The following is a 19,849-nucleotide window of genomic DNA, read 5'->3' as shown; positions in this document are numbered from 1 at the left end:
TAGTGGACACGATTGCCAGTCTTTTCAGCTTCATCACGACACCTGTTTCCTGGGTCATCGTCCAGTTCCACTCCGTGTACGGGAAGATCTTCGGTCCCGATACGGGCTGGGCCTGGGGCCTGTCCATCGTGTCCCTGGTGATCCTGATCCGTATCTGCTTGATCCCGCTCTTCGTGAAGCAGATCAAGGCCACTCGGGCCATGCAGACCCTGCAGCCCGAGATGAAGAAGATCCAGGAGCGCTACAAGAACGACAAGCAGCGCCAGTCCGAAGAGATGATGAAGCTGTACAAGGAGTCGGGTACCAACCCGCTCTCCTCGTGCCTTCCCATCCTGGCGCAGTCGCCGTTCTTCTTCGCCCTGTACCACGTGCTCAACGGCATCGCGACGGGCAAGACGATCGGCGTCATCGACGATCAGCTGCTCGCCAGCGCCCGTAAGGCGCATATCTTCGGCGCCCCGCTCGCGGCCAAGTTCACCGACAGCGCCGACAAGGTCGCCCAGCTCGGCGCCACGCTGACCGATGTCCGTGTCGTCACCGCGATCATGATCGTGCTGATGTCGGGGTCGCAGTTCTACACCCAGCGTCAGCTGATGACGAAGAACGTCGACACCACGGTGAAGACGCCCTTCATGCAGCAGCAGAAGATGCTGATGTACGTCTTCCCGGTCATGTTCGCCGTCTTCGGCATCAACTTCCCGGTCGGTGTTCTCGTCTACTGGCTGACCACCAACGTGTGGACCATGGGCCAGCAGATGTACGTCATCCACAACAACCCGACCCCGGGCAGCAAGGCTCAGGCCGCGTACCTGGAGCGCCTGCAGAAGCACGTCACGCACCACGAGAAGACGCGCAGCCGGGGCGAGAAGGCCATCGTCAAGGCGATCGTCGCCAAGGGCCGCGACCGCAATGACTTCGAGCGCAAGTTCATCAACAGCCTGACCAAGGCGGGTCTGGTGGCCCAGGCCGACGGCACCGTGGTGAAGGGTGAGGCCGCGACGGTCGTCGAGGCCGAGGACGGCACCACGACCACCACCGGTGGCGCCCCCAAGCGGCAGCAACCGAAGCGGCAGTCCAAGTCGCAGCGCCAGTCGGGCGCGGCAGCCGGCACGGCCAAGGCGGCGGGCGAGTCCGAGCCGAAGACCTCGCTGACCAAGTCCGACGAGCCGGAGGACGCCAAGCCCGCACCCAAGGCGGCCGGCGGCGGCAGCAAGCCCGGCACCGGTACCCGCAGCAAAGCCCAGTCCGGACAGCGCAAGGGCCCGCAGAGGCCCAAGTCCCCGTCCAAGAAGTAAGAAGGAGTCCATCCCGTGACGGAAGGCACCACCTCCGCCGCCGCTGAGGGCGACACCCTGACCCGCCTTGAGCAGGAAGGCGAGATCGCGGCGGACTACCTCGAGGGTCTGCTGGACATCGCCGATCTCGACGGCGACATCGACATGGACGTCGAGGCCGACCGCGCCGCTGTCTCGATCATCAGCGACGCGAGCAGCCGCGATTTGCAGAAGCTGGTCGGCCGGGACGGCGAGGTACTGGAGGCCCTCCAGGAGCTCACGCGCCTGGCCGTGCACCGGGAGACCGGCGACCGAAGCCGCCTGATGCTCGACATCGCGGGCTACCGCGCCAAGAAGCGTGAGGAGCTTTCCGAGCTGGGCGCCAAGGCCGCAGCGGAGGTCAAGAGCTCCGGTGAGCCCGTGAAGCTGAAGCCGATGACGCCCTTCGAGCGCAAGGTGGTGCATGACGCGGTCAAGGCCGCGGGACTGCGCAGTGAGTCCGAGGGCGAGGAGCCGGAGCGCTTCGTCGTCGTGCTCCCCGCCTGATCGGTACGTCCGTTCCTCCGGCCCCGTCTGTTGCGCAGGCGGGGCCGAACTTTGTCAGCCTGGTAGTCCCTGACAGCTGGTAGCCCCCGGCAGCTGTAGAAGTCCCTGACAGCTTCGGTCCCGGGCAGCTGTGGTCCCTGATAGTCCTGGAACTCAGCGCTCAGTGCGCTCATGCGGTACGGAAGGACGGTCCCCCGTGACGGAGGCAGCGGAGCTTCCCCCTGCGCCCGAGCAGGCGCGCGAGGTATTCGGCGATCGCTTCGCGGACGCGATCAGGTACGCGGAACTGCTGGCCGAGGCGGGAGTGCAGCGCGGGCTGATCGGCCCCCGCGAAGTGCCCCGGCTGTGGGAGCGACACCTGCTGAACTGCGCCGTGCTCTCCGAGGTCGTGCCCGACGGCGTCACCGTGTGCGACGTGGGCTCCGGCGCCGGGCTGCCGGGCATCCCGCTGGCCCTCGTCCGCGAGGACCTCAAGATCACGCTGCTCGAACCACTCCTGCGCAGGACCAACTTCCTCACCGAGGTCGTGGAGCTGCTCGGCCTCGACCATGTCACCGTCGTGCGCGGCCGCGCCGAGGAGGTCATGGGGAAGCTGCAACCCGTCCACGTGGTGACGGCCAGGGCAGTCGCTCCGCTGGACCGGCTGGCGACGTGGGGAATCCCACTGCTTCGCCCGTACGGCGAGATGCTCGCGCTCAAGGGCGACACCGCCGAGGAGGAGCTGAAGGCCGCCGCCACGGCTCTGAGCAAGCTCGGCGCCGTGGAGACGTCCATCCTGCACGTCGGCGAGGGCGTCGTGGACCCGCTGTCCACTGTGGTGCGCGTCGAGGTCGGGGAGAGCCCCGGCGGGGTGCGCTTCGCGGCGAAGCGGGCCAAGGCGGCTCGGACGGGACGGACCCGACGGCGCCGCTGACCCACACGGTTTCCGGTTGTCCCTGAACTCTCGGCTCCGCTGTGCGTGGGGCCGAGAGTTTTTCTGTTCGGGGGCCAGGAGTTCTTCGTCACTCCGGCTGATCCGTCCTGACGACGAGCCGTACTCCACACAAGCTGCCAAACCTATGCATCTCGGAGTGTCGCGTCGTGATGGCCGTGGCCGCTATGCATCGTGTTTCACGTGAAACGTCGCTCACTGTTGCACGGCATCATCAGTCGCGGCCGCGCCGCGGCCGAACCCCGCGACCGGAGGCCTCTGGGCTCACTCGGAGAGGGTGCGGAGTTGTCCACAGAGGTGGATTTCTCCACAGAAGAACGGGCCTCGCTGGTTCACAACCCCGAAGACATGGGAGGCTCTGTTCATTGCGAGCCTGAAGTCGAGGAGAGTGAATCCTTGCGGTCCGACGCCAACATCGCGGGACCGATGACCGATCCGGTCCCCGGTCCCCGTACCGAGTCGATGGGGGAGGATGTTTCACGTGAAACACCGCCCCCGATGGACGACACTCCCATCGGTCGTGCTGCCCAACTGGCTGTGGAGGCGCTAGGTCGCGCCGGTGAGGGCCTGCCACGGCCCGAGCAGACCCGCGTCATGGTGGTCGCCAACCAGAAGGGCGGGGTGGGTAAGACCACGACCACGGTCAACCTTGCTGCCTCGCTGGCCCTGCACGGCGGTCGCGTCCTGGTGATCGACCTCGACCCTCAGGGCAACGCCTCCACCGCGCTGGGTATCGACCATCACGCCGAAGTCCCATCCATCTACGACGTGTTGATCGACAGCAAGCCGCTCTCCGAAGTCGTTCAGCCGGTCCCTGATGTCGAGGGTCTCTTCTGTGCCCCTGCCACGATCGATCTCGCCGGTGCGGAGATCGAGCTGGTGTCGCTGGTGGCACGGGAGAGCCGGCTGGAACGCGCGATCCAGGCGTACGAGCAGCCGCTGGACTACATCCTCATCGACTGCCCGCCGTCGCTCGGACTCCTGACGGTCAACGCGCTGGTTGCCGGTGCGGAGGTCCTCATCCCTATCCAGTGCGAGTACTACGCGCTGGAGGGCCTGGGCCAACTCCTGCGCAACGTCGACCTGGTCCGGGGGCACCTCAACCCCAACCTCCACGTCTCGACGATTCTGCTCACCATGTACGACGGCCGGACACGCCTTGCGTCCCAGGTCGCGGACGAGGTACGCAACCACTTCGGCGACGAGGTGTTGCGGACGAGCATTCCTCGCTCGGTCCGTATCTCCGAGGCCCCGAGCTACGGGCAGACAGTACTGACCTACGATCCAGGATCGAGCGGTGCTCTCTCGTATCTTGAGGCCGCACGAGAAATCGCCCTCCGCGGAGTCGGTGTGGCTTACGACGCACAACACGCCCACCTGGGCGCACAGAATGATCAGAGCATGGTGGAGGGGATCCAGTGAGTGAGCGACGACGAGGGCTGGGGCGGGGCCTCGGCGCACTGATCCCCGCGGCTCCGACCGGAGAGAAGGCGGCTTCCCCGGCAGCGGGTGGAGCCTCCACCTCGCCGGCGGCCGTGCCGGTGCTCACTGCGGAGCGCGGGGTGGCGGCGGCGAAGGTGGCCACACTGCCGCCTGTTTCACATGAAACGGAGGAGCCTTCGGCGAACGGAGCCATGGAGGCTCCCTCTGCGCCTGTCGGCGCTCACTTCGCCGAGCTGCCCCTCGACTTCATCACCCCCAATCCGCGCCAGCCCCGTGAGGTGTTCGACGAGGACGCTCTCGCTGAGCTCGTCACCTCCATCAAGGAGGTCGGACTGCTCCAGCCGGTCGTCGTTCGGCAGGTGGGCCCGGCACGCTATGAGCTCATCATGGGCGAGCGGCGCTTCCGGGCGTGCCGTGAGGCGGGGCTGGAGGCCATTCCGGCGATCGTGCGGGCCACGGAGGACGAGAAGCTCCTCCTGGACGCGCTGCTGGAGAACCTGCACCGCGCCCAGCTGAACCCGCTGGAAGAGGCGGCCGCCTACGACCAGCTGCTCAAAGACTTCAACTGCACGCACGACCAGTTGGCGGACCGTATCGGCCGCTCACGCCCGCAGGTCTCCAACACCCTGCGTCTGCTGAAGCTCTCGCCGGCGGTCCAGCGTCGCGTTGCCGCCGGAGTCCTTTCCGCGGGGCATGCGCGAGCGCTGCTCTCCGTCGATGACTCGGAGGAACAGGACCGGCTCGCTCACCGCATCGTGGCCGAGGGGCTTTCGGTGCGGGCCGTCGAGGAGATCGTCACCCTCATGGGATCGCGGCCGCAGACCGCTCCGCGTTCCAAGGGGCCGCGCGCCGGTGCGCGGCTCTCTCCGGCGCTGAGCGATCTGGCAACCCGCCTCTCGGACCGTTTCGAGACGCGGGTGAAGGTCGATCTGGGGCAGAAGAAGGGCAAGATCACCGTCGAGTTCGCTTCGATGGACGACCTTGAGCGCATCCTGGGCGCCCTCGCCCCGGGCGAGGGTCCTGTCCTCCAGAAGAGCCTCGTGGATGGTGACTCGGACACGGAAGACTGAGCCGCCCACGGCGGGACGGACTTTTGACAGGTCGAACAGGAGCGCGGGCCGTGTCCGGTGTGTACCGGAACACGGTCCGCTCTTTGCTTTCTGACGGTATCGATGGAATCGCATCGTGGATACGATGCATTCGGGTATGGCGCATCCACCCGGCGGCACCTTCATTGGGGAGGCGGGGGCCATGCAAACCGTGAGCCGTACCGGACTGGTGACCGCGGGCCTGGGCCTGGGAGCGGTCGGCGGCTTCGTCGGCAGCCTGCTCAGGGAGCGGAGCGCTCTGACAGCCGCTCGCGATGCTGCGGGCGAAGGAAGCGAGGAACAGCCTTCATGGGGCGCCGGCTCGTACCGCTCACGCTGGACAACCTTCAGGACCTTCCCAACCGCTGTCGCGCGTGTGTCTTCTGGGAGCTGGATCCAGTCAGCGGCGAGGCCGCGGTAAAGGCGGGCACTCCCGCACTGGAGAAGGAAGCCTGGATCTCCGCGGTCCTGTTGGACTGGGGTTCCTGTGGTCGTGTCGTCTACGTAGACGACGCACCGGTGGGCTTCGTGTTGTACGCGCCCCCCGCCTACGTCCCACGCTCAACGGCATTTCCCACGAGCCCGGTGTCGCCGGACGCGGTTCAGCTGATGACTGCCTTCATCATGCCGGGTTACCAGGGGCAGGGGCTCGGCCGGGTGATGGTCCAGACGGTCGCCAAGGATCTGCTGCGCCGCGGCTTCAAAGCGATCGAGGCCTTCGGGGACGCGCGGTGGAAGGAACCGGCCTGCGTGCTGCCCGCCGATCATCTGCTCGCCGTCGGCTTCAAGACGGTCCGGCCGCACCCCACCTATCCGCGGCTGAGGCTGGAGCTGCGAACGACGCTCTCCTGGAAGGAGGACGTCGAGCTGGCGCTGGACCGCCTCCTGGGAGCGGTGCAGAAGGAACCGGCGCTCCGTCCCCTGTAGCCGGTGCTCTGCCTCTACAGCGAATGGGCCAGCCCGGAAGGGCTGGCCCATTCGTGTTTCACGTGAAACATGCCGCTCGCACGGCCGTCCCCCGCTACTCGGCGATGAAGTCCTCAAGGTCGCGAACGATCGCGGCCTTCGGCTTCGCACCGACGATGGTCTTGGCCACCTCGCCACCCTGGTAGACGTTCAGGGTCGGGATCGACATGACGCCGTACTTGGCGGCCGTGCCCGGGTTCTCGTCGATGTTGAGCTTGACGACCTCGATCTTGTCGCCGTATTCAGAGGCGATCGCCTCGAGCGACGGAGCGATCTGGCGGCACGGACCGCACCAGGCGGCCCAGAAGTCCACCAGGACGGGCTTGTCGCTCTTGAGGACGTCCTGCTCGAAGGAGTCGTCGGTCACATTCTTCAGGGTGCCGGCCACGGCGGGCTCCTTAACTTGTTTCTGCGGTGAGGCGGATGGGGGATTAGACGGTGGCGGTCGCGGCAGCGGTCTCGCTGTCCGCGAGAGCGGCGAGGTAGCGCTCTGCGTCGAGGGCGGCGGAGCAACCAGTGCCGGCCGCGGTGATCGCCTGGCGGTACGTGTGGTCGACCACGTCACCGGCGCCGAAGACACCGGTCAGGTTCGTCCGGGTCGAGGGCGCCTCGACCTTCAGGTAGCCCTCGTCGTCCAGGTTGAGCTGGCCCTTGAAGAGCTCGGTGCGCGGGTCGTGGCCGATCGCGATGAACAGGCCGGTCACCGGGAGCTCCGAGATCTCGCCGGTCTTCAGGTTGCGCAGCGTCAGGCCCTCGAGCTTGGGGCTGCCCTTGATCTCGGCGACCTCGCTGTCCCAGACGAACTTGATCTTCGGGTCGGCGAAGGCGCGCTCCTGCATCGCCTTCGAGGCGCGCAGGGTGTCCCGCCGGTGGACGATCGTCACGGACTTGGCGAACCGGGACAGGAAGGTGGCCTCCTCCATCGCGGTGTCGCCGCCGCCGATCACGGCGATGTCCTGGTCCTTGAAGAAGAAGCCGTCACAGGTCGCGCACCAGGAGACGCCGCGACCGGAGAGGGCGTCCTCGTTGGGCAGGCCCAGCTTGCGGTGCTGCGAGCCCGTCGTAACGATGACGGCCTTGGCGCGGTGCACGGTGCCCGCGGTGTCCGTGACGGTCTTGATCTCGCCCGTCAGGTCGACGGCGACGATGTCGTCCGGAACCAGCTCGGCGCCGAACCGCTCGGCCTGGCCGCGCATGTTGTCCATGAGCTCGGGGCCCATGATGCCGTCCTGGAAGCCGGGGAAGTTCTCCACCTCGGTGGTGTTCATCAGGGCACCGCCTGCGGTGACGGCGCCCTCGAACACCAGCGGCTTCAGCGACGCGCGCGCGGTGTAGAGCGCCGCCGTGTAGCCGGCGGGCCCGGAGCCGATGATGATCACGTTACGGACGTCGCTCACGGCTTGATTCCTCGTCTCTGGAGACTGCTGCGGACCGGTGGGAGCCTCTCTCAGTACTCTCACCCCACCCAACGGATCCTAAGGGGCTTCAATTCCCGCTGTGTCCCGGCACACGGAGACGCGCCACCGCACACAGATGCCATGCGGGTCCGGGGAGAAGACGGTTGGGTACGGACGTCCTCAGGACTTGGCGTAGGACCGCGTCAGCAGCAGCTTGCCGGGGGATGCCGAGCCCTGTTTCTCGCAGGCGTCGTCGACGACGTAGGCCGCGACTTTCGTGCTGTCGGAGGCGTCGGGCTGCACGACGAGATAGACGCTCGTCCCCTTGTAGGTGCCCTTCTCGGCAGCGAGGACTACCCCGCTGTTGCCTGTCCCCTGCTGGACGCAGTCAGGGACAGGAACGGTGGGCGTGATCAAGGTGCCGACTCCGCCGGAGTCGGTCGACGCGCCATTGGACTCGATTCCCCAGGGCTTCGCGCTGCCGGAACGGCTGCCCGTGCTCTTGTTCTTCGCGAGGAGTTCCGCGACGTGATCCTTCAGCTGCCCCTCGGAGAAGGTGGCCGTCGAGCCCGATTCCTGCTGCGTCGCCGTCTCGGAACCTTTGCCGTCGCCGCCCATCGACTGTACGAGGATCGCGCCCAGCCCCAGAGCGGCAGCCGTGAAGACCGTGCCGAGAACCGCCGTCCTGCGGCGTCCACGGGGTACCTGGCGGGCACGGCCGGGGCCGGTGGACGCGCGAGGATGTCCCGAGGGGCGGTCTGCGGACGAAGTGGAGCCCGAGTCGACCGCTGCTCCGGAGAGGTCGGCGGTCGATGTTTCACGTGAAACACTCGCTCCACCGGATGCGTGATCGGGCGACGTGGCACTCAACAGGGCTTCCGCGGCCAGTGCGGCATCGATGCGTCCGGCCACGTCGTCAGGCATGCGTGTTGGACCCGGCAAGGTGCCGAGCAAACCCCGGATCTCCTCCAGCGAGTCGTACACGTCGGCACAGAGCACACAGTCTTCGAGGTGCTGTCGCACGTCCGCGGTACGGGTAGGCGGGAGCAGACCTTCGGTGAGGTCGGAGAGCTCCGCGACGTCCGGGTGCCCGGCCGTATCCGTCGTGGCTGTCACGCTCGCCCACCTCCGCCCTTCACAGCAGCTGAATCGCTTGGCCCTGCATCGTGTGGTCCCGCTGCCGGTGGGACGGATGTCCCCTGCGTCCGGTTCCTTCCGTCGCCCGACTTCTTGCCGTCCTCGCCGCTCCCGTTCCCCGTACGGAGATGGGTGAGCAGCGGAAGCAGTCTGGCTCTGCCGCGCGCGCAACGGCTCTTCACGGTGCCGGTCGGCACATCGAGGATGCGGGCCGCTTCCGCCACGGGGTAGCCCTGCATGTCCACCAGGACGAGGGCGGCACGTTGGTCGGCCGGGAGCGTGCCCAGTGCCTCCAGGAGCTCGCGGTGCAGATCGTTGCGCTCGGCCGGAGCGGAGGCGGCCTCGTGCGGCTCGAGGAGCTGCTCCAGGCGTTCGGTGTCGTCGACGGGAGAGGTCTTCCTGGAGGCGGCCTTGCGGGCCCGGTCCAGGCAGGCGTTCACCGTGATGCGGTGGAGCCAGGTCGTGACGGCCGACTGGCCGCGGAAGGTGTGGGCGGCCCGGTAGGCGGATACCAGCGCGTCCTGGACGGCGTCAGCGGCCTCCTCGCGGTCTCCCAGCGTCCGCAGCGCCACCGCCCACAGCCGGTCGCGGTGACGCCGTACGAGCTCACCGAAGGCATCCGGATCGCCCTCTACATGGCGAGTGAGGAGATCCTGATCGCTTGCTTCGCCGTATCCGGCTTCCTCGGCCATCGGATCCCCTCCCCTTCGCCGCCGAGCCGTCAGCCGGTGAACTTCACGTCCGTGATGGCCTGCTTGTAGCCGTCGCCGCTGTACTGGTCACCAGCTGCACGGGGCATCGCGGTGATCCACAGCAGGACGTACTGGCTCTTCACCTTCTTGCTGATCGTGATCTTCGCGGTGGTGCCGCCCGTCGTCACGGTCCCGATCTTCGTCATCGATTCCAGGGGCGTCGAGGAGTTCGTCGAGTCCGTCGCGTAGAGGGTGATCGTCGTGTGGTCACCGGGGTACAGGAGGCCTATTGAGGCGCCCGAGACCGTCTGCTGTGAGCCGAGGTCGTAGACGATGCCGACGCCGGGCTTGAAGGACGGCTTCATCTCAGGACCGTCTATGAAGCTCTTGGTCCGCCAATACGTCGAGCTGTTGCCGTCGTACGTGTTGGCCACGTCTCCAGGTGCCTGGGCATCCCCCTTCGCGACGTACTCCGCGGCACTCTGGATCTTGATCGGCTTGACCGGCTTGGTCTTGTCGCCGCTCTTGTCGTTGCCGTCGCTCGTGTGGGTCTGGTTGGTGTTGTCGTCCGACTTGCTGCGGTCCATCAGCGCGTCCGCGAGCTGCCAGCTGCCAAGGCCCAGCGCGGCGATGAGGAGTGCCGACACGGCCCACTTGAGGGCCTTGCCGGTACGGCTCTGCAGCGGGGGCAGCGGGGTCGCTACGGGCTGCGTGACACCCGGACGCGGGGCCTGACGGCCGTACGTGCCCTGCTGGTACGTCGTGCGCTGGTACTCGGGCGGGGCGGTGAACGCCGGCTCCGGCGGGCGGATGCGGGGCATCTCGCTGATCGCCTTCACCAGTTCCTCAGGCGTGGTGCACGGGGATTCATGGCGGGAGGCGGTCGCGCCGTCGTTGGCGAGCGCGCGCATGGCGAGCTCCGACAGGCCCCGGTGGACACCGGCCCGTACCTGGTCGGGGGCGATGAGACCGACGCCCTTGGGTAGACCGGAGAGGCCGTACGCGTCGTCCTCGTACGGCCAGCGCTGGGTGAGCGCGGCGTACAGGAGGGCGCCGATCGCCTCGGTGTCGGTGCGCTGGGGGGTGTCGGAGCTGATGCCGCGCAACGCGGCGTTCACTGCGAGCCCGCGGATGCGCCACTGGCCGGACGAGGTGCGCAGCACGGCGCCAGGGGTCAGCCGCAGATGTGCGAGGCCCTCGCGGTGCGCCGCGGCCATGGCCTGGGAGACCTGGCTGACCATCTGGTAGGCATCGTGCACTTCGAGCGGACCCGGGGCCAGGAGCGTCGTCAGCTCCGTGGCGTCCGGCAGCCACTCGTGCACGACATAGACGAGGTCATTCTCCTCGACCGCGTCCAGGACCTGGACGAAGCGGGGATCGCCCAGCAGGGCGGACGAGCGGGCGGCCGCCAGTACCGAGCGGGCCCGCGGATGGTCGGCGGGCAACAGGTGCACACCGACGGCGCGGCGGAGTTTCTCGTCCACCGCACGCCAACTGCTGAAACCGTCCAGACGGGTGACGCACTCCTCAAGACGGTAGCGTCTGGCGAGCTTGTGACCGCTGTGCAGCTCGGGCGGTGAGGCCTTTCCGGGACGCTCGGTCCCGCCGCTCCCCTGTGCCTCTTCGCTCTCCGTGTCCTGCTCCCGGTTCTGGGCCACCCCGTCGGCCGTGGACTGGTCCGCCTTGGCGGTCAGCGGCTCGTCACCGCTGTTGTCTGCCACGTCGACGGCAGCCGTGCTCCGTTCCGCCACCGTCGTTCCTGCCTCCCCATCCGTTGCGCGCTGTCCGCCGCAGAAACCAATTGTGCCCACAGTCCGGCGCTATGCACGACACACGGCGACGGACGATGGTTGTGCGCATACCCCCGCTTCAGCGCCCCAGGCGCCCGCGGACCATTCCGACCATTGAGTTGAGTTCTTCGATGCGCATCTTGCGCGCAGCGACGTAGAAGACGCCGAGCAGGGCGACCGAGCCGACCAGCAGGGCAGCGATCGACCCGAGGGCCCCGTGTCCCAGGGCCCCGGTGATCGCGAACCCGACCGCGCCGCCGACCACGGCGCCAGGAATGGCCGCGAGGCAGAGACGCGCGTACGTCCGCAGTACGCGTGCGCCGTCCAGATCGCCGCTGAGCCGCCTGCGCAGCCGCTGCCAGGCCACTCCGACGCCAACGGCGTACGCCAGCCCGTACGCGCCGGCCATGCCGACGACCGCCCACTGCGCGGGCAGGATCACGTAGCACAGGGCCGAGGCGGCCGCGTTGACCGCGGCCACGATCACCGTGTTGTAGAAGGGCGTGCGGGTGTCCTCGTACGCGTAGAAGCCGCGCAGGACCACGTACTGCACGGAGAACGGGATGAGGCCGAGGCCGAAGGCCATCAGGACATAGCCCTGGGACTGGGCGGCTCCGATGCCGCTGGAGCCGAAGAGCAGGGTGCACATCGGGATGCCGAGCGCGACGAACATGAAGGCTACGGGGACGATCGCGACGGCCGAGGTGCGCAGCCCCTGTGAGATGTCGTCGCGCACCGCGCCGGGGTCGCCGTCGTGAGCCGCGCGCGAGATGCGGGGCAGCATGGCGGCCATGACCGAGACGGTGATGATCGCCTGCGGCATGCCCCAGATCAGCTGCGCGTTGGAGTAGGCCATGATGCCCGCGCCGCTCTTGCCGGAGGCCTTGCCCGCAGCCGTGGCGAGCTGGGTGACGACGAGGACGCCTGCCTGGTTGGCGAGGACGAACAGCACGGTCCACTTCGCGAGCTTGACCGCCTTGCCGAGGCCGTGGCCCTTCCAGTCGAACCGCAGCCGGAAGCGGAAGCCGGTCTCGCGCAGGTAAGGCACCATCGCCACGGCCTGCACGACCAGGCCGAGCAAGGTGCCGATGCCCAGGAGACGGACTCCGTCGGGCGGGATGTTGTGCACCGACATGCCGGAGTCCGCGGCGGTTCCGTACACCCACAGGAACAGCCCGAAAGTGGCGATCATGACGATGTTGTTGAGGACCGGAGTCCACATCATCGCGCCGAACTTCCCGCGGGCATTGAGGATCTGGCCCATCACCACGTGGATGCCCATGAAGAAGATCGTGGGCAGGCAGTAGCGGGCGAAGGTGACGGCGACGTTGTTCGAGGCCGGGTCGCTGGCGACGGCGTCCGACATCAGCCGGATCAGCAGCGGCGCGGCGAAGACGACGATCGTGACGATCACGCCGAGGGCGACCATGACGAGGGTCAGCAGGCGGTTGGCGTACGCCTCGCCGCCGTCCTCGTCCTCCTTCATGGACCGCACCAGTTGCGGCACGAATACGGAGTTGAGGCCGCCGCCGACCGTCAGGATGTAGATCATCGTCGGCAGCGTGTACGCCACGCTCCACACGTCACCGAGGGTCGCGGCGCCCAGGGCTGCCGTAATGATCATGGTCCGGACGAAACCGGTGAGCCGGGACACCAGCGTGCCCGCGGCCATCACCGCGCTCGATTTCAGCAGACCCGAGGCACGTCCGCCCTTCTTCGACGCGGGCGCGGGCGCAGATGTGGGGGTGAGCGTCATCGTCTTGTCGGACACCGGGCCGGGAGGCTGTGCCGTCGGGCCCTGGTTCACGGATGGTGCCGGGGACGGGGCGGGGACGGCCGCGGCCTCCGCGGGAGGACGACCGCCGGCCTGCTGCTGGTCGCGGAAGAGATGGGCGAAGGCGTCGGGTTCATGACGCTCCTCACCGGCCTGCGTGACCAGGTCGTCGACGCCCACGAACTGGGTTGTGCGCGCGTCCTCGCCGTACGGGAGGTGCCGTGTCGGGCCGGCCGGTTCCGGAGGGGGTGTCTGGGCCCACACGCGCGGGTCGGGTGCGTGCTGCGGCGTGGGCGGCTGAGTGTAGAGGGGCTGCTGCGGGTAGTACGTGCCGGGAGGCGGTGGGGGGTGCGCGGCACGGTCGTAGAGCGCCTCGGTCACCGGATCCTGGGCAGCGAGGTCCTGTGCCCGGTAGGGATCCTGGTCGTAGGCGTCCTGGAAGTACATGTCCGCGGGAGATCCCGGCGGCATCTGGGCGTGCTCGGGCGGCGGGCCTTCCGGGTATCCCTCGGGGTAGCCGGAGTGACCCGCGCCCTGGTCCGGGTAGCCCTCGGGGTGGCTCGGGCTGCCGGCGCCCTGGCCACGGTCACCGTCGTACGGCGCGTTCATGGTTACCCCACCTCATCGTCCCCGGGCCCACCGGCCACGACATCGCTCAACGGTCCACTCTCTCACCCGTGCCGGATGGGTCGGTGCTTTCCGGTGCGGTGTCCGGTGTCGGGTCACTCGGGTGCTCCGGGTCGTCTGCCCCGGACTCCGTGCCGGATTCCCCTTCGGGACCGTTCTCGGAGTCTTCGGTGTCCTCAGTGTCTACGGTGCCGTCCGTGTCCTTGTTCACGCCCTCGGCCTCGAGACCGTCCTCCGGCTCTTCCTCGGCCTGCAGGGCGACGGCGCGCTTGCGCTGCGTGTACATCCGGAATCCGGCGAGCACGAGCAGCAGGACGCCACCGCCGATGACCAGCATCACCGTGGACGTGATCTCGGTGACCTTCACTTCGAAGGGGACCGCGGGGCCGTACGCCTGGCCGTCCTTCGTGTACAGCTGGGCGAACACCTCCACCGGACCGTTGGCCTTGGTCGAGGTGGTGAACTTCACCGACTGGCTGTGCTCGCCCGCGACCTGGATCGGCTGCTCGTCGTAGGGGCCGTCACCGATCTTGAGGCGGTTGGGCTGGCGCGAGGTGAGGCGCAGCACCAGATTGTCGACGCCCTGCACGAGGTTGTTCTGGACGGTCACGGGGATGGTGGCGCTGCGCCCGGAGAGCTTCGCGTCGGACTTCTCGATCAGATGAACCAAGCCGGTGAGGTCGTTGAGGTACGAATCCACGCCCTCCCGGAAGGTCGCCCCCTCGGAGGCACGGCCCCGCCAGGACGTGGACATCCCACGGTCTATGGCCCGACCGAACGGGGTGACGACCCGGGACTTGTCGGTAAGGATCACCTGGAAGTTGTCGAGCTTGGTCTGCGTGCCCTGGATCCGCTCGAAGGCCGCTCGCGGCAGCTCCTGCTTGCGCAGCGACGACGGGTACGAGTGCGCGGAGGGCACCTTCGTGGTGGCGCCCGCGTCCGGCTTCGCCTTGGCGGCCGCGGACAGGTCCTGGGACTCGGACCAGTTTCCGTCCTGGAGAGCCTTGAGCGCCTGTGCCATCGTCTGGGCCTCGCTTCCGGACGGCATGCGCTGTGGGGCGACCACGATGCTGCGCTGCTCGTCGGGCTCCTGCAGGTTGATCATCAGGCTTTGGGCGAGGAATTCCTGTACCGCGAGCGTGGAGGTGTCGGCCTTCGTCATGTCGCCCTGGAACGCGGTGGACAACCGGGCGTCGGCGACGACGGCCGTCGTTCCGCCGCCGATGGGGCGCGCCGCGCTCGGCGTGTACGACAGCGCGCCCGTCTCACGCAGGCTGTCGCTGCGGGCGATCACCTTGTCGGCGCCGGCCGAGGTGGCCACCTTGACGATCGACGGGTCGACGGCACCGTCTGCGGGCCAGGCGAAATCGGTGCTCGGCTTCACATGAAGGATCGTGTCCACCGTGTCGGCGGCCACATCGGTGGCGTCCTTCAGGTGGCTGAGGGACCCGGTGACGTCCTTGCCGTTGTGGGCCAGTGATGCGAGATCGGGGTCGGCGAAGGGGAGCGCGACGACCTTCTTGTCCTGGACCGTCTTCTCCAGCTTGTCGAGCCAGGCCTTGGCCACCGCCTGGCTCTTGCCCTTCGTGGTTCTGCCGTCCTCGGTCCGGATCTGGTAGCCGTCCCTCATCGCGTCGACGGAGGCCAGCAGGTCCGGGTCGAGCACCCAGGTGACGTCGAGGTCGCTGCCCAGGGACAGCAGCTGGTCCAGGCGGCCGCCCGGGGAGATCTCCTTGGCCAGGTCGTCGTTCTTGAAGACGGGCGTCTGCTGCTCGTCCGAGCCGGTTTCCGCCGTGAGGTGGACCGTGGAGATGAGCGGCCAGAGGTACGTCGTCTTCGTCTTCGTGTCCGCCCCCTCGGGCTGCCATGGCAGGAACGTCCGCTGAATGCCGAGGATCTGGTCCCACGGCTGGGCGGCGGTCCGGCCCGTGAGCGAGACACCGAGCTGGTAGACCCCGTCGGAGCCCAGGTCCAGCTCCTTGACCGGTACCGAGATGCTGAAGTGCTGAGAGACGCCCGCCGCGAGCCTGGAGAACTTCGCCACGTACTTGCCACCGACCTCCGGGGCGTCCAGGCCCACCTGGAACCCGGTGCGCTGTGCGGCGCTGTCGATGGCGGAGCGGCTGTTCAGGGACGGTCCCACGCGCAGGCCCACATGGGCATCCGTGACCGTCTGCTTGCCGTTGTTGGTGACCGAGCCGGCGACGGTGATCGTGTCGCCGTCCGTGGGAGCGCTGGGGCTGAGCGAGTCGAGTGAGACGTCGACCGTGCTCGACCCGGTGGCGTCGGCCACGGAGGTCTTGTCCGCGGCGGCCGCGGACGTGCTGATGGGCAGCTGGAGCAGCCCCGCCAGCAGGGGTGCCCCGGCCAGCAGTACGCCGCTTCGCCGGAGCCACCGGCGGGCAGGTGAGGGACTCGTCCCCTGGAAGTCTGCCGCCTCGGCCACGCGCTCGCCCGTCCCTCGTCGTCGTCAGTGGTCGTCGGAATGTGCGTCCACGCATGGTAACGATGCGCGCTGAGGGTAAGTGCCGCGGAGTGCTCGACAAGATCGGGGGACAGGGTCGGCTGTCCCGTATGTGCGCCTATTGAAGCCCTTGGACGGAGGGGTGCCCGTGCACTTTTTATGGAGGCGCCCGCGGGTGCCTCGGCCACGTACCCTTTTCTGTTGTGCCGAACGCCAACGAAGACAACTCCAGTGCCCTGAGTCAGGTGCAGCACCGCGCGGTGAATGAACTGCTGCGGGTGTCCCCTGTCGCCGACGACCTCGCCCGCCGTTTCCATGAGGCCGGGTTCTCGCTCGCCCTGGTCGGCGGCTCGGTCCGGGACGCGCTCCTTGGCCGGCTCGGCAACGACCTGGACTTCACGACCGATGCCCGCCCCGAGGACGTACTGAAGATCGTGCGGCCCTGGGCGGACGCCGTATGGGAGGTCGGGATCGCTTTCGGCACGGTGGGCGCGCAGAAGGATGCCCGCGTGGACGGCGCACAGCAGTCGTTCCAGATCGAGATCACGACGTACCGCTCCGAGGCGTACGACCGGACCTCACGCAAGCCTGAGGTGTCCTACGGCGACTCCATCGAGGAAGATCTGGTGCGCCGCGACTTCACGGTGAACGCGATGGCGGTGGCTCTGCCGGAGAAGGAGTTCATCGACCCGCACGGCGGCCGGGACGACCTGGCCGCTCGCGTTCTGCGTACCCCGGGCACTCCGGAGGAGTCCTTCTCCGACGATCCGCTGCGGATGATGCGGGCCGCGCGGTTCGCCGCTCAGCTGGACTTCGAGGTGGCCTCTGACGTCGTCGCCGCGATGAAGGACATGGCCGGCCGCATCGAGATCGTCTCGGCCGAGCGGGTGCGGGACGAGCTGAACAAGCTGTTCCTTTCCGCACACCCACGCAAGGGCCTGACGCTGCTCGTCGACACCGGGCTCGCCGACCATGTGATGCCGGAGCTTCCCGCTCTGCGGCTGGAGCGTGACGAGCACCACCGGCACAAGGACGTCTACGACCACACGCTGATCGTTCTGGAGCAGGCGATGGAGCTGGAGGAGGAAGGCCCCGACCTGACTCTCCGGCTCGCCGCGCTGCTGCACGACATCGGCAAGCCGCGGACGCGCCGCTTCGAGAAGGACGGGCGGGTCTCCTTCCACCACCACGAGGTGGTCGGCGCCAAGATGACCAAGAAGCGCATGACGGCGCTCAAGTACCCCAACGATCTTGTGAAGGACGTCTCGCGCCTGGTCGAACTTCACCTGCGTTTCCACGGGTACGGCACCGGCGAGTGGACGGACTCCGCGGTTCGTCGCTACGTGCGTGACGCGGGTCCGCTCCTCGACCGCCTCCATAAGCTGACCCGCTCCGACTGCACCACGCGGAACAAGCGGAGGGCGGCCGCACTCTCCCGCGCGTATGACGGCCTGGAGGGGCGCATCGCCCAGCTCAAGGAGCAGGAGGAGCTGGACGCGATCCGCCCGGACCTCGACGGCAACCAGATCATGGACATCCTGGGCATCGGCCCGGGCCCGGCCATCGGTCAGGCGTACAAGTTCCTGCTCGAGCTGCGGCTGGAGAATGGCCCCATGGGGCACGACGCAGCGGTGGCTGCGCTCAAGGAGTGGTGGGCCGAGCAGAGCTGAGGCCGGCGCGGCGCGTCATGTTTCACGTGAAACATGACCCCGGGCGACACGGAGGGGCGGTGTTTCACGTGAAACACCGCCCCTCCGGGCGTCAGCGGCGCCTTACTTGGCGGAGTACTCAGACAGGCAGAGGGTGAAGTCGTTCTTGCCGGTCTCGGTGTACTCCGCGTACTTTGTGCGGTCGCAGCCAGAGTTGTCGCTCTTCTTCTGTGCCACCTTGTACTTGGCCTTGGAGCTGCTGCAGTCCACCACCTTGAGGCCCGGGTCGGTGGGGTTGTTCGGGTCGCTGATGCTCATGCAGTCGCCGACCTTGGCGGTGTCCGGGTCGTGACGGCTCGCGAGATAGCCAACTCCGGCGGCTATGAGGGCGACAATGGCGATCCCAATGCGCAGGTACTGCTTGATGCCGCGCTTCGGCCGCTGCGGCGGGACCGCGGTGTACGGGGCTCCCTGCTGCGGGAAGCCCGGCTGGCTGGGCTGCTGCGGGTAACCCTGCGGGGGCTGCTGGCCGTAGGGGGCCTGACCCTGAGGCGGCTGGCCGTAGGCTGGCTGGCCCTGGGCGAACGGGTTCTGGCCCTGGGGCGGCGGAGTGGTCACTTGGGGGTCCCCCTAGAACGTAGGCGCGTGACGCGAATAAGACGCACGTAAGTTATCGGGACCTGTGACAACTCAGTAGCCCGGAGGGGCTCTGTGGCACTCATGTGACACTTACTGCAATGCAAAGCGGGCCATAGCGGCAGCAATCGCTGCGAAGAGCGCCGCCACGGTATCGACGAAGGAAGCCGAGCAGCCGTCAGAAGGCAATATCAGAGCGGCCACCGCAGCTGACCCACGTACGCAGCTACGTATGCGCCGAGGGCGCGCTCCTCAGCGCCTGCACAAGCTCACCAGCTCTAACATCTTCATCGCGGGCGAACGACGGACTGGGGGAGCGTATCGCGCAGTTCCAGGAGACGGGGAGCTGACTCGATCTGTCCGACTTCGTCAGCACCGTGATGCAGCTGTGGTCGGGCTCAAGGAGTGGTGGGCCAGGCAAGGGAGGGTCACGGCAAGGAGGCGCCTAGCTTCACATGAACCATGGCGCCTCCTTCCCATGAGCCTGAGTGGGCATTAGAGAAAGCATTCCCTGCCCGGCGGCGATGTATCAAAGAGTCATCGTGCTATTTCGCCCCTACCTACACGTTGTGAAGGTAGTAGTCGATGACTTCGCCGTAGTTGTTGGCCACCATGTACTGCTTCTTGTCGATCTGGAAGTTGCTCCCGCGAAACGCAATACTGCCCTCCCAGATGACAGAGGCGTTGGCGTGGTGGCCGTGATGGCAGCGGGTAGGGTGAAGCGTGCAATACTCCCAAGTGCCCAGCGACTTCTTCGGGCGGTCGTGGGAAAGTGTGATGACGCCGCTGAGGTTCTTCTTGCTGGCCTCGGCGTAATTCGCCTTGGTGATGTCTCCTCCGCTGATGCGGAAGTTCACCGACAGGTTGAGCTTTATGACCTTTACGCCGAAGAGCTTCATGTAGGCCGTGTACGTCACCGTGTGGTTTCCGCTGGGCAGTGGCCTGCTTGCCCTGGTGGAAAGGTTGCTGATAGTGCGCTCTTGCCCAAAGATGACGTCGCCGTTGCGCAGCGAGGTCGTGCTGCTGGTGTTCCGGGCGTAGGCAGAAACTCCATTGCCCTGGTCTGCGCTCTTGTCGAAGAGCGACTTGAGCAGGGCAGGGTCGTGGAGGTAGCCGATGAACTTGTTCTGCTCGGCCCGCGTCAGGTGCTGGAATTGCTTGAGAGCATCAGCTGCACCCTCTTCGTGGGAGTGACGCAGATACTTGGCGTATGCGGCCGGGGTGGCTGCGGAATCGGTCTGCTTGGCCACGGTCTGCTGGGCCTCAGTGGCGTAAACCTGTGATGCGGTGCCAGCGAGGATGGCGACGGTACTGAGCGCTGCTGCTATTCCGTGCGAGGTGCGAGTCTTCATGAACGTTCCCCGATTTCTGGAGTGAAAGTCTCCTGGTGTTGTGCTCGGGAGGTCATCTCCGGGCACGAAACGAGATCTTTGCA

At 67.4% G+C, this 19,849-nt stretch carries 16 protein-coding genes; 7 read left to right on the top strand and 9 right to left on the bottom strand.

The genetic code is table 11. The annotated features are described in order from the left end of the window. Window positions 1-2 precede the first annotated feature (2 nt). From yidC to ACIBK0_RS23605, 6 genes are all read left to right on the top strand, one after another. Complete coding sequence (yidC, locus tag ACIBK0_RS23630) at window positions 3-1,295, top strand: membrane protein insertase YidC (RefSeq protein ID WP_399083201.1); 1,293 nt, start codon at window positions 3-5, stop codon at window positions 1,293-1,295. A 15-nt stretch (window positions 1,296-1,310) separates the two neighbouring features. Further along, window positions 1,311-1,820: a protein jag gene (locus ACIBK0_RS23625; RefSeq protein ID WP_399083198.1), complete on the top strand. Its 510-nt coding sequence runs from the start codon at window positions 1,311-1,313 to the stop codon at window positions 1,818-1,820. A 196-nt stretch (window positions 1,821-2,016) separates the two neighbouring features. Continuing rightward, window positions 2,017-2,733, top strand: coding sequence for a 16S rRNA (guanine(527)-N(7))-methyltransferase RsmG (gene rsmG / locus ACIBK0_RS23620; RefSeq protein WP_399083195.1), 717 nt, complete (start codon window positions 2,017-2,019; stop codon window positions 2,731-2,733). Window positions 2,734-3,099: 366 nt separating this feature from the next. Then, entirely contained in the window at window positions 3,100-4,173 is a 1,074-nt protein-coding gene (locus tag ACIBK0_RS23615) for a ParA family protein (RefSeq protein ID WP_369252438.1), read from the top strand. Continuing rightward, window positions 4,170-5,264, top strand: coding sequence for a ParB/RepB/Spo0J family partition protein (locus ACIBK0_RS23610; RefSeq protein WP_399083191.1), 1,095 nt, complete (start codon window positions 4,170-4,172; stop codon window positions 5,262-5,264). Before ACIBK0_RS23615 ends, ACIBK0_RS23610 begins: the two co-directional genes overlap by 4 nt. A gap of 327 nt (window positions 5,265-5,591) precedes the next feature. Continuing rightward, complete coding sequence (locus tag ACIBK0_RS23605) at window positions 5,592-6,209, top strand: GNAT family N-acetyltransferase (RefSeq protein WP_399083188.1); 618 nt, start codon at window positions 5,592-5,594, stop codon at window positions 6,207-6,209. 94 nt (window positions 6,210-6,303) lie between these two features. Here ACIBK0_RS23605 and trxA read toward each other — a convergent pair whose 3' ends face one another. The 7 genes from trxA to ACIBK0_RS23570 form a co-directional block, all read right to left on the bottom strand. Then, window positions 6,304-6,636 carry a thioredoxin gene (gene trxA / locus ACIBK0_RS23600; protein WP_103545205.1) on the bottom strand — a complete coding sequence of 111 codons (333 nt, stop codon included), beginning with the start codon at window positions 6,634-6,636 and terminating at the stop codon, window positions 6,304-6,306. Between the two features lie 43 nt (window positions 6,637-6,679). Next, the gene (gene trxB, locus ACIBK0_RS23595) at window positions 6,680-7,645 is read right to left on the bottom strand and encodes a thioredoxin-disulfide reductase (protein ID WP_399083185.1); all 966 of its coding nucleotides are present in this window, start codon (window positions 7,643-7,645) and stop codon (window positions 6,680-6,682) included. Between the two features lie 180 nt (window positions 7,646-7,825). Further along, window positions 7,826-8,761 carry an anti-sigma factor family protein gene (locus tag ACIBK0_RS23590; RefSeq protein ID WP_399083182.1) on the bottom strand — a complete coding sequence of 312 codons (936 nt, stop codon included), beginning with the start codon at window positions 8,759-8,761 and terminating at the stop codon, window positions 7,826-7,828. Continuing rightward, window positions 8,758-9,474 carry an RNA polymerase sigma factor SigM gene (gene sigM / locus ACIBK0_RS23585; RefSeq protein WP_399083179.1) on the bottom strand — a complete coding sequence of 239 codons (717 nt, stop codon included), beginning with the start codon at window positions 9,472-9,474 and terminating at the stop codon, window positions 8,758-8,760. Before sigM ends, ACIBK0_RS23590 begins: the two co-directional genes overlap by 4 nt. A 29-nt stretch (window positions 9,475-9,503) precedes the next feature. Next, a complete protein-coding gene (locus ACIBK0_RS23580) occupies window positions 9,504-11,225 on the bottom strand; it encodes a serine/threonine protein kinase (RefSeq protein ID WP_399083176.1) in 1,722 nt (573 codons plus the stop codon). A 118-nt stretch (window positions 11,226-11,343) separates the two neighbouring features. After that, the gene (gene murJ, locus ACIBK0_RS23575) at window positions 11,344-13,647 is read right to left on the bottom strand and encodes a murein biosynthesis integral membrane protein MurJ (RefSeq protein ID WP_399083173.1); all 2,304 of its coding nucleotides are present in this window, start codon (window positions 13,645-13,647) and stop codon (window positions 11,344-11,346) included. A 46-nt stretch (window positions 13,648-13,693) separates the two neighbouring features. Continuing rightward, the gene (locus ACIBK0_RS23570) at window positions 13,694-16,111 is read right to left on the bottom strand and encodes a DUF6049 family protein (RefSeq protein WP_399083170.1); all 2,418 of its coding nucleotides are present in this window, start codon (window positions 16,109-16,111) and stop codon (window positions 13,694-13,696) included. A 221-nt stretch (window positions 16,112-16,332) separates the two neighbouring features. On the opposite strand from ACIBK0_RS23570, the gene ACIBK0_RS23565 reads away from it, so the two are divergent. Next, a complete protein-coding gene (locus tag ACIBK0_RS23565; protein WP_399083167.1) occupies window positions 16,333-17,799 on the top strand; it encodes a CCA tRNA nucleotidyltransferase in 1,467 nt (488 codons plus the stop codon). 102 nt (window positions 17,800-17,901) lie between these two features. Here the strand turns inward: ACIBK0_RS23565 and ACIBK0_RS23560 are convergent, their stop codons facing one another. Together ACIBK0_RS23560 and ACIBK0_RS23555 are read right to left on the bottom strand one after the other, a co-directional pair. Next, complete coding sequence (locus ACIBK0_RS23560) at window positions 17,902-18,396, bottom strand: hypothetical protein (RefSeq protein WP_399083164.1); 495 nt, start codon at window positions 18,394-18,396, stop codon at window positions 17,902-17,904. A 578-nt stretch (window positions 18,397-18,974) separates the two neighbouring features. Then, window positions 18,975-19,766, bottom strand: coding sequence for a hypothetical protein (locus ACIBK0_RS23555; RefSeq protein WP_399083161.1), 792 nt, complete (start codon window positions 19,764-19,766; stop codon window positions 18,975-18,977). Between the last annotated feature and the right edge of the window lie 83 nt (window positions 19,767-19,849).

The sequence above is a fragment of the Streptomyces sp. NPDC050564 genome (genome assembly GCF_044457265.1).
Classification (GTDB): Bacteria; Actinomycetota; Actinomycetes; order Streptomycetales; family Streptomycetaceae; genus Streptomyces.
The sequence above is the reverse complement of the archived record's forward strand: the minus strand, read 5'-3'. Positions and strand labels throughout refer to the sequence as shown.

What these genes read in the sequence shown, in the direction of transcription:
- ACIBK0_RS23615 (WP_369252438.1), top strand. Translation starts at nt 3,100, where the DNA reads ATGGGAGGCTCTGTTCATTGCGAGCCTGAAGTCGAGGAGAGTGAATCC.
- ACIBK0_RS23605 (WP_399083188.1), top strand. Translation starts at nt 5,592, where the DNA reads ATGGGGCGCCGGCTCGTACCGCTCACGCTGGACAACCTTCAGGACCTT.
- sigM (WP_399083179.1), bottom strand. Translation starts at nt 9,474, where the DNA reads ATGGCCGAGGAAGCCGGATACGGCGAAGCAAGCGATCAGGATCTCCTC.
- murJ (WP_399083173.1), bottom strand. Translation starts at nt 13,647, where the DNA reads ATGAACGCGCCGTACGACGGTGACCGTGGCCAGGGCGCCGGCAGCCCG.
- ACIBK0_RS23555 (WP_399083161.1), bottom strand. Translation starts at nt 19,766, where the DNA reads ATGAAGACTCGCACCTCGCACGGAATAGCAGCAGCGCTCAGTACCGTC.